The sequence below is a fragment of the Kitasatospora sp. NPDC033851 genome (genome assembly GCF_055576085.1).
Genome location: NZ_JBVIRL010000006.1, coordinates 1 through 14,639, shown reverse-complemented (window position 1 = coordinate 14,639; position 14,639 = coordinate 1). Strand labels below are relative to the sequence as shown.

Here is a 14,639-nt window from a genome sequence, read left to right as displayed (position 1 = left end):
CACCTCCCCAACTCCCCTCGGAAGGCCTTGTCTTGAGCACCAGGACCACCTTGATCACGGGCATCGGCAGCCTGGTCACCAACGACCCCGGGCAGGGCGCCGGGCCGCTCGGCCTGCTGACCGACGCGGCCGTGGTGCTGGACGGCGCCACCGTCGCCTGGGTCGGGCCGGCGGCGCAGGCCCCGGGCGCGGACGAGCGCTTCGACGCCGAGGGCCGGGCCCTGCTGCCCGGCTTCGTCGACTCGCACGCCCACCTGGTGTTCGCGGGCGACCGCACCGCCGAGTTCAACGCCCGGATGTCCGGCCAGGCGTACACGGCGGGCGGGATCCGCACCACCGTGGCGGCCACCCGGGCCGCGAGCGACGCCGAACTGGACGCCAACCTGGACCGGTTCGTCCGGGAGGCGCTGCGCCAGGGCACCACCACCATCGAGTGCAAGTCCGGCTACGGGCTGACGATGGCGGACGAGGCCCGGGCGCTGCGGATCGCCTCGCGGCACACCCCGGAGACCACCTACCTGGGCGCGCACGTGGTCGCCCCCGAGTACGCCGAGGACCCGGCCGGGTACGTCGACCTGGTCACCGGCGAGATGCTGGACGCCTGCGCCCCGCACGCCCGTTGGGTGGACGTGTTCTGCGAGAAGGGCGCCTTCGACGGCGACCAGGCGCGGGCGATCCTGACCGCCGGCATCGAGCGCGGCCTCACCCCCCGGGTGCACGCCAACCAGCTCTCGTACGGGCCCGGCGTGCAGCTCGCCGTCGAGCTGGGGGCCGCCTCGGCGGACCACTGCACCCATCTGACGGACGAGGACGTGGCGGCGCTGGCCGGGTCGGGGACGGTCGCGACGCTGCTGCCGGGGGCGGAGTTCTCCACCCGGGCCGAGTACCCGAGCGGGCGCCGACTGCTGGACGCGGGGGCGGTGGTGGCGTTGTCCACCGACTGCAACCCGGGCTCCAGCTTCACGAGTTCGATGGCGTTCTGCATCGCGGTCGCGGTGCGGGAGATGGGGATGACGCCGGACGAGGCGGTCTGGGCGGCCACCGCGGGCGGCGCCCACGCGCTGCGGCGCACCGACGTCGGCGTGGTCGCGCCCGGCGCCCGGGCCGACCTGCTGCTGCTCGACGCGCCCTCGCACGTCCACCTGGCCTACCGGCCTGGCGTGCCACTGACGGCCGCGGTCTGGCGGGCGGGCGTCCGCGAGGTCTGACCTGCGGTCGGTGGGAGGCTCCCGCGCCCCCGGGGTGGCGGGCGCGGGAGCCTTTCGCTATTCCGAGGCCTGCTGTCCGGGTCCGGGTGTGTCATCCGAGGCCAAGGAGCGCCGGAGGAAGTCCAGTTCGTGCCTCAGCAGGTGCTCCACCACCGCCTCGTCGCTCGGCCGGTGGCCGGTGGCGGCGAGCGGCAGGACCTCGTGCGGGCGGCCCGCGGCGAGCAGGGCCCGGGAGAGCCGCAGGGTGTGGGCGGGGAAGACGTTGTCGTCCGCGAGGCCCTGGATCAGCAGCAGCGGGCGGCGCAGCTTCGGCGCTTCGGCGATCAGGTCGCCGGCGTCGTAGTGCTCGGGGTGCTCGTCGGGGTGGCCGAGGAACCGTTCCTGCCAGTGGGTGTCGTACATCCTGTGGTCGGTGGGGGCGGCCCCGGCCGAGGCGGCGTGGAAGACGTCGGGGCGCCGAATCACCGCGAGGGCGGCGAGGAAGCCGCCGTACGACCAGCCGCGGATGGCGACCCGGTCGAGGTCGAGCAGTCCGGGCCGCAGCCGGGCGGTCTCGTGCAGGCCGTCGATCTGGTCCTCCAGAGCGGGGCCGGCCTTGTCGCCCCAGATCGTCTTGTCCCAGCGTGGGCCGCGTCCGGGGGTGCCGCGGCCGTCCACCACCAGCACCGCGAAGCCCTGGTCGGCGAACCACTGGGACACCTGCTCGTGCCAGGCGCCGCCGGTGGTGACCTTCTGCATGGCGGGCCCGGCGTACGGGTCGAGTAGGACTGGCAGCGGGCCGTCGGCGGGGCGGTGGCCGGTGGGCAGGTAGAGCGCGGCGCGCAGTTCGCGGGGGCCGAGGCGGAGCAGTTCGGGGCGGGAGGCGAGCACGGGCGGCTCCGCGTGCGAAACCAGCGGGAGCGCCGGACGCCCCTCGCGCAGGACGGTGGTGCGGCCGCCGGGGGAGCGGGTGGTGAGGACCAGCGTTCCGCCCCGCGCGACCCCGTCGTGCAGGCCCGGGCCGCTGCTCAACTGTCGTATGCCGTGGCCCGGTTCGTACGTCCAGAGGTGAGTTTCGGTGGGCTCCTCGGAGGCGGTGAACAGCACCTGCTCGCCCTCTGTCCCGAGGACGGCCCGCAGTTGCAGCCCGGCCGGGGTGACGGGCTTGCCGTCGACAGTCAGGTGCCGGGTGTCGCCGTCGTCGGCGGTGTCGACCAATGCCCCGCCCGCTGTCCGGACCGGCAGGCCGGGGAGCAGTTCGACCCAGTGCGGGTCCGTTCGCTCGGCGAGCACCCGGATGGCGCCGTCCGCCCCGATCGCCAGGGTGCGGACGGTGCGTTGGTCACGGCTCTGCACGGCGGCGTACGGGCCGTGGCCGTCCCAGCCGGCGGCGGTGAGGTACTCGAAGGCGGTGCGGTCCCAGCGGACCTCGGTGCGGCTCCCGTCGAGGCCGAGCAGCCACAGCGAGACGCCGGCGTTGGCGGTGCCGGCCGGCGGGTAGCGGATGGCGCGCGGCGGTTGCCGCGGGTCGGCCGGGTCGGTGAGGAACCAACGGGTGACCGGGCGCTCGTCGACCCGGGCGACCAGCAGGGCGCTGCCGTCGGGGGACCACCAGTGGCCGTCGGTGCGGTACATCTCCCCGGTGGCGACGTACTCGGCGAGGCCGTAGGAGACGTCCTCGGCCTCGGGTTCGGCGAGCGCCCGGTCGTCCGCACCGTCGACGCCGACCACCCGCAGGGCGCCGCCGCTGACGTAGGCGATCCGGCGGCCGGTCGGGTCCAGCCGCACCTCCTGCGGCTCACCGGCGGCCGGGACGGTGCGGACGGTGCCGTCGGCGGTGTCGGCCAGCCACAGCGCGCCGTCCAGTGCGAAGGCCGCGTACCGTCCGTCGGCGTCGGTGCCGTACGCCGTGATGCCGGTGGTGGCGCCGAGGGCGGCCGGGTCGGCGATCAGTCGTTCCCCGCCGCCGTCGGTGTCCAGGGCCCAGAGGCAGGTGAGCGGGTCGGTGCCGTCCCGGCCGCGCAGGAACAGCACGGTGGCGCCGTCGGCGGACGGCTGCGGCCGGGTGGGGGCGCCGAGGGTGAACCGGCGGGTGCGGGCCAACTGACGGGGGAGCGAGTCGGTCGTCATACCGGGCACCGTAGGCATGGCCGGCCCGGTCCCGTCGGGGGAACGGGGGAAAACGGCCGGGGCCGCCGTGGATCTCAGGAATCCACGGCGGCCCCGGAGTCGTGAGCCGATCGTCAGTGCATCAGTGCATCAGTGCACGTCGGGTCAGTGCACGTCGCCCATGAGCTTGACGACCTTCTTGCGGTACATCGCCAGCGCGATGCCGGCGAGGATCGCCATGGCGCCCTGCACCGCGAAGTACGCGGTGCCGCCGACCACCTTGTCGCCCAGCACCAGCTGGAAGATGGCGGCGACGCAGTCGCCCGCGGTGACCGCGAGGAACCAGACGCCCATCATCTGGCTGGCGTACTTGGTGGGCGCCAGCTTGGTGGTGACGGACAGGCCGACGGGGGAGAGGGTGAGCTCACCGACGGTCTGGACCAGGTAGACCATGGCCAGCCACAGCGGGGTGACCTTGGCGCCGCCGGAGGCGGAGGCCATCGCCAGCATCATGACGATGAAGGAGGCGCCGATCATCAGCAGACCGAAGGCGAACTTCATGGTGGTGCTGGGGTTCTTCGACCGACGGGCCAGGGCGACCCAGATCCAGGCGAAGACCGGGGCCAGCGCCATGATGTACAGCGGGTTGAGCGACTGGAACCAGCTGGACGGGAAGTCGAACCCGAGCAGCGTGGACGCGGTGTGCTCGTCGGCGAAGATGTTCAGCGTCGAGCCGGACTGGTCGTAGATCATCCAGAACACGGCGGCGGCGACGAAGAACCAGATGTAGCCGCTCATCTTGGACTGCTCGGCGGCGTCGAGGTCCTTGTCGCGCTTCACCTTGGCGAAGACGAAGACCGGGATCGCCAGGCCCGCGATGGACAGCGGCCAGATCGCCCAGTTGATGGTGAAGTGGCCGGTGACGGCGACGATCACGTAGAAGGCGGTCGCGACGGCCAGCCAGATGCCGGCCTTGGTGAAGATCTTCCGCTTCTCGTCCGCGCTGATCGGCGAGGTGACGACGTTGCTCTTCGGGCTCAGGTGGCGGGTGCCCAGCAGGAACTGGCCCAGGCCGAGCGCCATGCCGACGCCGGCCAGGGCGAAGCCCAGGTGCCAGCTGACGTTCTGGCCGACGGTGCCGATGACCAGCGGGGCCGCGAAGGCGCCGAGGTTGATGCCCATGTAGAAGACGGTGAAGCCACCGTCGCGGCGCGGGTCGTTCGGGCCGTCGTAGAGGTGGCCGACCATCGTCGAGATGTTGGCCTTGAGCAGGCCCGAGCCGATCGCGATCAGGGCGAGGCCGACGAAGAACGACGCGCTGAACGGGACGGCCAGCAGGAAGTGGCCGATCATGATGATCGTGCCGCCGACCGCGACGGTCTTGCGCGCGCCGAGGAAGCGGTCCGCGATCCAGCCGCCCGGGAGGGCCAGCAGGTAGACCATGGCCGTGTAAACGCTGTACACGGCGGCGGCGACCGCCGCCTTCATACCGAGCCCGCCGTCCGTGATGGAGGCGGTCATGTAGAGCACCAGCAGGGCGCGCATGCCGTAGTAGCTGAAGCGCTCCCACATCTCGCTCATGAAGAGAGTGGCGAGGCCTCGGGGGTGACCGAGGAAGGTCTTGCCGCTGGGAGAGGCCGACGTAACGTCGGCGTCCAGGGTCGTAGACGCCATGTGTAGGGGTTCCTTGCCTGACAGCGTCCGCCTAGGGGGGTGGCGGCGGACGTGGACGAAACCACTCTACGTGGCGATATTCGGCTCTATCAGATGACAAAAGCCACGAATTAGGTATGGCAATGGCAAAGAGATCAACAGATCTTCCCGATCGATCCATGGTAGATGCGGTTATCCTCCTTCGGATTCAAGATCCAGTAGGGGATTCTTCGCTGAACCGGCGGGCCGCAACGCTCTGTTGAACTCAGTCGGATGCCCGTATAACGATCACGCTCTGTGAACTACCTCACAGGGCGTACGGGCTTACCCCGGCGGACTACCATCACCCCATGACCTGTGTGCTGCTTGCCGAGGACGATCCGGCGATCTCCGAACCGCTCGCCCGGGCCCTGCGACGCGAGGGCTATGAGGTGCTCGTCCGCGAGGACGGTCCGACCGCACTGGCCGCCGGCCTCACCGAGGAGGTCGACCTCGTCGTCCTCGACCTCGGCCTGCCCGAGATGGACGGCCTGGAGGTCTGCCGCCGCCTGCGTGCCGACGGCAAGAGCTGCCCCGTCCTGGTGCTCACCGCCCGCGCCGACGAGGTGGACACCGTGGTCGGCCTGGACGCCGGCGCCGACGACTACGTCACCAAGCCCTTCCGCCTGGCCGAACTGCTCGCCCGCGTCCGGGCCCTGCTCCGGCGCGGCAACGTCGACCAGCTCACCACCGGCGCGCACGGGGTGAAGATCGACATCGAGTCCCACCGCGCCTGGCTCGGCGACGAGGAGCTCACCCTCTCCGCCAAGGAGTTCGAGCTGCTGCGCGTGCTGGTCCGGGACGCCGGCCGGGTGGTCACCCGCGAGGAGATCATGCGCCAGGTCTGGGACACCACCTGGTGGACCTCCACCAAGACCCTGGACATGCACATCTCGTGGCTCCGCAAGAAGCTCGGCGACGACGCGGCCAACCCGCGCTACATCGCCACCGTGCGCGGAGTGGGGTTCCGGTTCGAGAAGAATTAGCCCCCGTACGGAGATCGGGACCGGGCCACAGCCGGTGAAGCGGAACACCTCGGGGAGCGGCAGCGTGAAACGCCGGATGATCAACTCGCTGCTGGGCGTCGTCCTGGTGGTCGTCGTGGTGTTCTGCGTGCCGCTCGCCCTGGTCGAGAAGCGCACCATCGTCAACTCGGCCCAGGACCGGGTGGACGCGGCCGCCGTCCGGGTGCTCGCCCTGGTCGAGAGCCGGATCGGCGCGAACGAGGGCGTCACCAACGAGCGGGCCTTCGAGAGCCAGGTCACCGAGGGCACCTACGTCGAGGTGCAGATCCCCGGCCAGCAGGTGCTCTCGGCCGGCCAGCGCCCGGCGGGCAGCCACCTGCTGAAGGCCGTCGAACGCGGCAACAGCGGCGAGACCGTCACCGTCGAGCAGTCCCGCGAGGACGTCGACCACGAGATCGCCAACAACCTGCTGCTGCTCGGCGTGGTCGCCCTGCTCGCCGTCCAGGCCGCCGTGGCGCTCGCCGTCTGGCAGGCCAAGCGGCTCGCCCGCCCGCTCACCGACCTCGCCGAGACCGCCGAACGGCTCGGCTCCGGCGACCCGCGCCCGCGCGACCGCCGCTACGGGGTGCCCGAACTCGACCGGGTCGCCGAGGTGCTGGACACCAGCGCCGAGCGGATCGCCCGGATGCTCACCGCCGAGCGACGGCTCGCCGCCGACGCCTCGCACCAGCTGCGCACCCCGCTCACCGCGCTCTCCATGCGACTCGAGGAGATCACCGCCCTCGCCGAGGACCCGGAGACCGTCAAGGAGGAGGCGACCATCGCCCTCCAGCAGGTCGAGCGGCTCACCGACGTCGTCCAGCGGCTGCTCACCACCCAGCGCGACCCGCGCAGCCCCACCGCCGTCGCCTTCGACCTGGACGAGGTCATCAAGCAGCAGGTGGAGGAGTGGGGCCCGACGCTGCGCGAGAAGGGCCGGGTGCTCTCCCTGGAAGGCCTGCACGGGATCACCGCGGTCGGCACCCCGGGGACGGTCGCCCAGGTGCTGGCCACCCTGATCGAGAACTCCCTGATGCACGGCGCCGGGACGATCACCCTGCGGGTCCGGCCCTCCGGCACCTCGGTCGTGGTCGAGGTGCAGGACCAAGGCGCCGGAGTGCCGCCGGACCTCGGCAACCGGGTGTTCGAGCGCGCGGTCAGCGGCCGCAACTCCACCGGCATCGGCCTCGCCGTCGCCCGCGACCTCGCGGAGGCGGACGGCGGGCGGCTCGAACTGCTCTCGCTGAAGCCCCCGGTGTTCGCGATCTTCCTCGGGCGCAGCCACGAGGACTGAGCTTGAGGACCGAGCACGAGGACCGAGCACGAGGACCGAGCACGAGGACCGAGCGGGGTCGCCGGTCGGGGTTCGCCGGGGCAGGGTCAGGCGCCGGGCAGCACGCCGAGCTGGCGCATCAGGCCCATCACGTCCCACTGCCACCAGCCCTCGCAGATCTTCCCGTCCCTGAAGCGGAAGGTGGTCGTGCCGCGTCCGACCACCGACTTGCCGGTGTTCGGTACGCCCATGAAGTCGGCCTTCTGGGTGGCGTGCCAGGTCCACCGGGTGGCCACCTCGTCGCCCTCGGCGATCTGGCCCTCGGTGTCGAAGGTGAAGTCGAAGGCGCCCAGGTAGTTGCCGCAGCGCTCCCGGAACGCGGCCGGGCCGACCGCGTCGCTCTCGCTGCCGTAGTCGTGGTCGCGGTAGTCGGCGGTCATGCACTCGTCGATGATGTCGAGGTTGCCGGCCGACAGCCCTTCGAGGACCCGGCTCGCGGTGGCCTTGTTGAACCGCGCGTCGCGGACCACGTCGAGGTCGGTGAAGGTCGGCGGCGCGTCGCAGAGCGCCACCATCTCCCGGAAGATCCGGTCGGTCTCGGGCAGGTGGGAGTTCTTCATCGCCTCCTCGTAGGAGGGGAACTCCACGATCTCCACCACGTGCTTGGTGTCGGAACGGTCGGTGCCGACCACCGCGTGCGAGGCGGTCCGCTTGCCCCGGGTCGCCTCGACCCAGGTGTCCATCAGCTGGTTGAGGTCGTCGAGCCTGTCGGTCTGGCAGTCGATGATCTGGACGAACGTCATGGCGAGCCTCCTGACCCCCCGGCCGTGATCGTTCGCTGACCGCGCTCGCCCTCGGTCACCACTCTCCTCCGCCGGCGGCGCAGACAGCAAGCCCCGGCGGCCGGATCGGCCTGCCGGGGCTGCGGGGTCTGTGCGGTCCGCGGGGTCTGGGCGTGGTGCGCGTGGCCCGCGGGGGAGGGCTACCGGTCGCGGGGCCTATTCGGCCTTGGCGTAGCGGATCTGCTCGGCGGCCAGCATCAGCTCGGCCTGGGCGGCCAGCTCCTGGCCGCTGGCGGTGCCCGCCGTCTGCTGGGCCGGCAGCTCGACCGGCTCCGGCTCGGCCTTGAACACCCAGGTGCGGTAGGAGACGAAGCGGAAGACGGTGGCCACCGCGAGGCCGATCACCTTGGCGCCCAGCTGCTCGTAGTGCGAGTCCAGCTTCAGCACGTACACCGAGAAGCCGAGCACGCCGGTCTCGATCAGCATGCCGATGCCGCTGTAGACCAGGAAGAGCGTGATCTCCCGCTTGCGGGAGGCGGCGTCGCGGTCCCGGTACAGCCAGTAGCGGTAGCCGAGGTAGTTGGTGGCGATCGCGATCACCGTCGCCGCGATGTTCGACCGCACCGAGGCCAGGTACAGGCCGTTGATGCAGACCCAGAAGACGGCGAAGTTGACCACCACGCCGCTCAGGCCGACGATGCCGAACTTCACGACTTCGCCCTTGAGCCCACGCAGTTTCTGCGCGAGTGAGGGTTTCGAAGCTGCGGTCGTCGCCATACCGGACTGCCTCCATGTGCCTGCGGGTCGAAAGGGCTGATCGCAGCGGCGCGGCCGCCCCTTGAGCCCTGCGTGCACGCACATGATCTGACCGCGTAGACCAGGACCTGGCCGTCCAGGCTACCCGCTTCCGCCGAACGGCTCAGCCGCGAGGCCCCCGGGTTGACATCTACGCGCGTCCGCTTCCGAGGGCCCACCAGCGGCTCCACCACCCCCGACCGGCCCGGATATCCTGGCGGCGTGACTTCCCCGGGCAATGTGAATTTTCCAGTGGTGGGCATGATCGGTGGCGGGCAGCTGGCCCGCATGGCACACCAGGCGGGCATCCCGCTCGGGGTCAGGTTCAAACTCCTCGCCGACACGCCCCAGGACTCCGCCGCGCAAGTGGTCTCCGACGTCGTCCTCGGCGACTACCGCGACCTCGACACCCTGCGCCGCTTCGCCGCGGGCTGCGACGTGGTCACCTTCGACCACGAGCACGTCCCCACCGAGCACCTGCGGGCCCTGGAGGCCGACGGCATCGCCGTCCGCCCCGGCCCGGACGCGCTCGTCAACGCCCAGGACAAGGGCGTGATGCGGGCCAAGCTGGACTCCATCGACGTGCCCTGCCCCCGCCACCGGATCGTCGCCGACCCGGCCGACGTCACCGCGTTCGCGGCCGAGGGCGAGGGCTACCCCGTCGTCCTGAAGACCGTCCGCGGCGGCTACGACGGCAAGGGCGTCTGGGTCGTGGACAGCGAGCAGGAGGCGCAGGCCCCGTTCCTGGCCGGCGTCCCCGTGCTGGCCGAGGAGAAGGTCGACTTCGTCCGCGAGCTGGCCGCCAACGTGGTCCGCTCGCCCAGCGGCCAGGCCGTCGCCTACCCGGTCGTGGAAAGCGTCCAGGAGAACGGCGTCTGCGCCGAGGTCACCGCCCCCGCGCCGGACCTCGACCCGGCCCTGTCCGACGAGGCCCAGCAGCTTGCCCTGCGGATCGCCGGCGAACTCGGCATCACCGGCCACCTCGCCGTCGAGCTGTTCCAGACCCGCGACGGCCGGATCCTGGTCAACGAGCTGGCCATGCGCCCGCACAACTCCGGGCACTGGACCCAGGACGGCGCCGTCACCTCGCAGTTCGAGAACCACCTGCGGGCCGTCCTCGACCTCCCGCTCGGCGACCCCCGGCCGCGCGCCAAGTGGACCGTCATGGTCAACGTCCTCGGCGGCGACTACCCGGACATGTACCACGCCTTCCTGCACTGCATGGCCCGCGACCCCGGGCTGCGGATCCACATGTACGGGAAGGACGTGAAGCCCGGCCGCAAGGTCGGCCACGTCAACGTCTTCGGGGACGACCTCGAAGACGTCCGCGAGCGCGCCCGCCACGCGGCCGCCTACCTGCGAGGAACGATCACCGAATGAGCGCCTCCGCCCAGCCCGTCGTCGGCATCGTCATGGGCTCGGACTCCGACTGGCCCGTCATGGAGGCCGCCGCCCAGGCCCTCGACGAGTTCGAGATCCCCTACGAGGTGGACGTCGTCTCCGCCCACCGGATGCCGCGCGAGATGGTCGCGTACGGCGAGAACGCCCACAAGCGCGGCCTGAAGGCGATCATCGCGGGCGCCGGCGGCGCGGCCCACCTGCCGGGCATGCTGGCCTCGGTCACCCCGCTGCCCGTCATCGGCGTGCCGGTGCCGCTGCGCTACCTGGACGGTATGGACAGCCTGCTGTCGATCGTCCAGATGCCGGCCGGCGTCCCGGTGGCGACGGTCTCGGTGGCCGGCGCGCGCAACGCGGGCCTCCTCGCGGTGCGGATGCTCGCCGCCTTCGACCCCGAGCTCACCGAGCGGATGACCGACTTCCAGGCCGAGCTGAACAGCCAGGCCACCGAGAAGGGCAAGAAGCTCCGGGCCAAGGTGGCCGGTTCCTCCTCCTTCGGCTTCGGCAAGTAACCACGGTCGCGGCGGTGGGGTAGAACAGCTCGCATGACTTCCGAGACGGACTCCCCCACCCCGCTGGACCGCGCCCGCGCCCTGCTGCGCACCGCCCCCGTGGTGGACGGCCACAACGACCTCCCCTGGGCGATGCGCGAGCAGGCCGGGTACGACCTCGGCGCGCTCGACCTCGCCGCCGACCAGAGCGACCGCCTGCACACCGACCTCGCCCGCCTCGCGGAGGGCGGGGTCGGCGCGCAGTTCTGGTCCGTCTACGTCCCCGCCTCGCTGGCCGGCGACCACGCGGTGAGCGCCACCCTCGAGCAGATCGACTTCGTCCACGCCCTCGTCGAGCGCTACCCCGACCGGCTCCGCCTGGCCCGCACCGCCGCCGACATCGAGGCCGCCCGCGCGGAGGGCCGGATCGCCTCCCTCATGGGCGCCGAGGGCGGCCACTCCATCGACTGCTCGCTCGCCACCCTGCGCGCCCTGTACGAGCTGGGCGTGCGCTACCTGACGCTCACCCACAACGACAACGTGCCGTGGGCCGACTCCGCGACCGACAAGCCGGTGGCCGGCGGGCTGACCCGCTTCGGCGAGGAGGTCGTCCGCGAGATGAACCGGCTCGGCATGCTGGTCGACCTCTCGCACGTCTCCGCCGACACCATGCGGGACGCCCTGCGGGTCACCGAGGCGCCGGTGGTCTTCTCGCACTCCTCCGCCCGCGCGGTCTGCGACCACCCGCGCAACATCCCCGACGACGTCCTCGCCCAGCTGCCCGCCAACGGCGGCGTGGCGATGGCCACCTTCGTGCCCAAGTTCATCCTGCCCGCCGCCATCGAGTGGACCCTCGCCGCCGACGACAACATGCGCGCCCACGGCTTCCATCCGCTGGACACCACCCCGCCGGCCATGGAGCGGCATTACGCCTTCGAGGCCGAACACCCGCGCCCGATCGCCACCCCGGCCACCGTCGCCGACCACCTCGACCACATGCGCGAGGTCGCCGGCATCGACCACATCGGCATCGGCGGCGACTTCGACGGCACCGCCTTCCTGCCGGACGGCCTGGACTCGGTGGCCGGCTACCCCAACCTGGTCGCCGAACTCCTGCGCCGCCACTGGTCGGAGGCCGACCTGGCCAAGCTCACCTGGCACAACGCCGTCCGCGTCCTGCGCGACGCCGAGTCCGCCGCCACCTCACTGCGCGCCGGCCGCCGCCCGTCCATCGCCACCATCGCCCAGCTGGACGGCGCGAACTCCTAGGCCCCGTCCCCGTCCAGCAGCGGGATCTCGAGGGCCGGGCACTTGTCCATCACCATGGCGAGCCCGGCCTCCCGGGTCCGCCCGTACGCGGCCTCGTCCACCACCCCGAGCTGGAACCACACCGCCTTCGCCCCGACCGCCACGGCCTGGCCGGCCACCTCCCCGGCCAGCGCGCTGTTCACGAACACGTCCACCACGTCGACCGCGAACGGGATTTCGGCGAGCGAGGCGTAGCCCTGCTCGCCGAGGACCGTTTCGGCCCTCGGGTGCACCGGCACGATGCGCTTGCCGTAGCGCTGCAGCACCCGGGCCACGCCGTAGGCGGCCCGGGCGGTGTTGTCGGAGAGGCCGACCACGGCCCAGGTGTCCCCGGTGCCGGTGAGGATCTCGCGGACCGTCGCGTCGTCGCCGTAGCTCGTCATGCCGGTTCCAACGACGTTCGGGGACGCGGGATTCCGGCCAGGGCTCAGGCGTCGAAGGCCCGGAGCCTGACCCGGGCCGTACCGTCGTCGTCGCCTTAGGTGAACATGTTCAATTCGGTTGCCCGAATCGGTTGCCCGAAAAAGGCGCCCGCCCCCGGGTTCGGGGGCGGGCGCCGGGGGCTCAGGGGTTCAGCTGGGGCGGCCGAGGGCACGGTAGGTCCAGCCGGCGGCGCGCCAGGCGTCGGCGTCGAGGACGTTGCGGCCGTCGAGGAGGCGGCGCTCGGCGACCACGGCGCCCAGCTCGGCCGGGTCCAGCTCGCGGAATTCGGCCCACTCGGTGAGGTGGAGGACGACGTGGGCGCCCTCGGCGGCCTCCAGGGCGGAGCCGGCGTAGGTGAGCGAGGGGAACATCTTGCGGGCGTTGTCGACGGCCTTCGGGTCGTAGACGGTGACCTGGGCGCCCTGGAGCTGGATCTGGGCGGCCACGTTGAGGGCGGGGGAGTCCCGGATGTCGTCCGAGTTGGGCTTGAAGGCGGCGCCGAGGACGGCGACCCGCCGGCCCAGGAAGCCGCCGCCGCACTGCTCGCGGGCCAGCTCGACCATCCGGGAGCGGCGCCGCATGTTGATCGAGTCGACCTCGCGCAGGAAGGTCAGCGCCTGGTCGGCGCCGAGCTCGCCGGCCCGGGCCATGAACGCGCGGATGTCCTTGGGCAGGCAGCCGCCGCCGAAGCCGAGGCCGGAGTTGAGGAACTTGCCGCCGATCCGCTCGTCGAAGGCCAGGGCCTTGCTGAGCTGGGTGACGTCCGCGCCGGCCGCCTCGCAGACCTCGGCCATCGCGTTGATGAAGGAGATCTTGGTGGCCAGGAAGGAGTTCGCGGCGGCCTTGACCAGTTCGGCGGTCGCGTAGTCGGTGACCACGAACGGCACCCCGGCCGCGATCGGCTCCGCGTACACCTCGCGCAGCAGCCGCTCGGCCCGCTCGCTCTGGGTGCCGACCACGATCCGGTCCGGCCGCAGGGTGTCCTGGACGGCGAAGCCCTCGCGCAGGAACTCCGGGTTCCAGGCGAGTTCGGCGCCCTCGCCGACCGGCGCGAGCGCGGCCAGCCGCTCGGCCAGCCGGGCCGCCGAACCGACCGGGACGGTGGACTTGCCGACCACCAGGGCCGGGCGGGTCAGGTGCGGTGCGAGCTCGTCGATCGCGGTGTCGACGTACGACATGTCGGCGGCGAACTCGCCCTTGCGCTGCGGGGTGTTGACGCAGACGAAGTGCACGTCGCCGAACTCGGCGGCCTCCTGGGCGGAGGTGGTGAACCGCAGTCGCCCGGTCGAACCCTCGTGCCCGGCCACGTGCTTGAGCAGCAGCTCGGACAGCCCCGGCTCGTACATCGGGACGCGGCCGGCGGTGAGCATGGCGATCTTGTCGGGGTCGATGTCCAGGCCCAGCACCTCGAAGCCGAACTCGGCCATCGCGGCGGCATGCGTGGCGCCGAGGTAGCCGGTGCCGATCACGGAGATGCGGAGGGTCACGGGTTCTCCCTGGAGGCGGACTCGACCGGCCTGGATGCGGACCCGACCGGTACGGACGCCCCCGATGCTATCCGTCCTGCCCGGGCGTGCAGGGATCGGCCGCACGCCCGGGACGCTAGGCAGCCGCAGGTCGGAGCCCTAGGATTGCTACTGAACGGTAGTTAACCCCGGATTCGACGTCGATCGGACCGGTTCGATCGGGCCGGATCCGGCTTCGCCGGGCTTCGGTCACTGGACGACGAGGCAGGCATCATGGCGGGCAGCGCAGGGGCAGCTGACTTCGATCTCTTCCGTATCTCCGAGGAGCACGAGATGCTTCGTGAGGCGGTGCGTTCGCTGGCCGAGGCGAAGATCGCTCCGTTCGCGGCGGAGGTGGACGAGCAGGGGCGGTTCCCGCAGGAGGCGCTGGACGCGTTGGCGGGCAATGACCTGCACGCGGTGCACGTGCCGGAGGTGTACGGCGGTGCGGGTGCGGACGCGTTGGCGACGGTGATCGTGATCGAGGAGGTCGCGCGGGTGTGCGCGTCGTCGTCGTTGATCCCGGCGGTGAACAAGCTGGGGTCGCTGCCGGTGCAGCTGTCGGGTTCGGAGGAGCTGAAGGCGAAGTACCTGGGGGCGCTGGCGCGGGGTGAGGGGATGTTCTCGTACTGCCTGTCGGAGCCGGAGGCGGGTTCGGACGCGGCGGGGATG

13 protein-coding genes are annotated in these 14,639 nt (G+C 71.8%); 7 read left to right on the top strand and 6 right to left on the bottom strand.

The annotated features are described in order from the left end of the window. Positions 1-32 precede the first annotated feature (32 nt). On the top strand, positions 33-1,208 hold the full coding sequence (hutI, locus tag ACZ51D_RS13630) for an imidazolonepropionase (RefSeq protein WP_465662381.1): 1,176 nt from the start codon (positions 33-35) through the stop codon (positions 1,206-1,208). A 57-nt stretch (positions 1,209-1,265) separates the two neighbouring features. Here the strand turns inward: hutI and ACZ51D_RS13625 are convergent, their stop codons facing one another. After that, complete coding sequence (locus tag ACZ51D_RS13625; RefSeq protein WP_465662379.1) at positions 1,266-3,317, bottom strand: prolyl oligopeptidase family serine peptidase; 2,052 nt, start codon at positions 3,315-3,317, stop codon at positions 1,266-1,268. Positions 3,318-3,461: 144 nt separating this feature from the next. Then, positions 3,462-4,970 carry a peptide MFS transporter gene (locus ACZ51D_RS13620; protein WP_465662377.1) on the bottom strand — a complete coding sequence of 503 codons (1,509 nt, stop codon included), beginning with the start codon at positions 4,968-4,970 and terminating at the stop codon, positions 3,462-3,464. A 329-nt stretch (positions 4,971-5,299) separates the two neighbouring features. Here ACZ51D_RS13620 and ACZ51D_RS13615 point away from each other — a divergent pair, with 329 nt between their 5' ends. After that, on the top strand, positions 5,300-5,974 hold the full coding sequence (locus tag ACZ51D_RS13615; protein ID WP_030058577.1) for a response regulator transcription factor: 675 nt from the start codon (positions 5,300-5,302) through the stop codon (positions 5,972-5,974). A gap of 64 nt (positions 5,975-6,038) precedes the next feature. Beyond that, entirely contained in the window at positions 6,039-7,286 is a 1,248-nt protein-coding gene (locus ACZ51D_RS13610) for an ATP-binding protein (protein WP_360495381.1), read from the top strand. An 86-nt stretch (positions 7,287-7,372) separates the two neighbouring features. On the opposite strand, the gene ACZ51D_RS13605 is transcribed toward ACZ51D_RS13610, so the two are convergent. Then, positions 7,373-8,068: an ester cyclase gene (locus ACZ51D_RS13605; protein WP_465662375.1), complete on the bottom strand. Its 696-nt coding sequence runs from the start codon at positions 8,066-8,068 to the stop codon at positions 7,373-7,375. Positions 8,069-8,263: 195 nt separating this feature from the next. Then, positions 8,264-8,824 (bottom strand): GtrA family protein, encoded by a 561-nt coding sequence (locus ACZ51D_RS13600; RefSeq protein ID WP_465662373.1) that lies wholly within the window; start codon positions 8,822-8,824, stop codon positions 8,264-8,266. Between the two features lie 258 nt (positions 8,825-9,082). On the opposite strand from ACZ51D_RS13600, the gene ACZ51D_RS13595 reads away from it, so the two are divergent. The 3 genes from ACZ51D_RS13595 to ACZ51D_RS13585 are packed head-to-tail and all read left to right on the top strand — an operon-like array spanning position 9,083 to position 12,000. After that, entirely contained in the window at positions 9,083-10,222 is a 1,140-nt protein-coding gene (locus tag ACZ51D_RS13595) for a 5-(carboxyamino)imidazole ribonucleotide synthase (RefSeq protein WP_465616379.1), read from the top strand. Beyond that, positions 10,219-10,752, top strand: coding sequence for a 5-(carboxyamino)imidazole ribonucleotide mutase (purE, locus tag ACZ51D_RS13590; RefSeq protein WP_360495389.1), 534 nt, complete (start codon positions 10,219-10,221; stop codon positions 10,750-10,752). The genes ACZ51D_RS13595 and purE overlap by 4 nt, the downstream gene beginning before the upstream one ends. A 33-nt stretch (positions 10,753-10,785) precedes the next feature. Next, positions 10,786-12,000 (top strand): dipeptidase, encoded by a 1,215-nt coding sequence (locus ACZ51D_RS13585; RefSeq protein ID WP_465662371.1) that lies wholly within the window; start codon positions 10,786-10,788, stop codon positions 11,998-12,000. Here ACZ51D_RS13585 and ACZ51D_RS13580 read toward each other — a convergent pair. Continuing rightward, positions 11,997-12,422, bottom strand: a complete 426-nt coding sequence (locus ACZ51D_RS13580) for a CoA-binding protein (RefSeq protein ID WP_465616350.1) — start codon at positions 12,420-12,422, stop codon at positions 11,997-11,999. The genes ACZ51D_RS13585 and ACZ51D_RS13580 overlap by 4 nt on opposite strands. A 189-nt stretch (positions 12,423-12,611) precedes the next feature. Beyond that, positions 12,612-13,949: a UDP-glucose dehydrogenase family protein gene (locus ACZ51D_RS13575; protein WP_360495401.1), complete on the bottom strand. Its 1,338-nt coding sequence runs from the start codon at positions 13,947-13,949 to the stop codon at positions 12,612-12,614. A gap of 252 nt (positions 13,950-14,201) precedes the next feature. Between ACZ51D_RS13575 and ACZ51D_RS13570 the strand changes: the two genes are divergently transcribed. Next, the coding region (locus ACZ51D_RS13570) for an acyl-CoA dehydrogenase family protein (RefSeq protein WP_465616352.1) at positions 14,202-14,639 on the top strand (438 nt) is incomplete at its 3' end.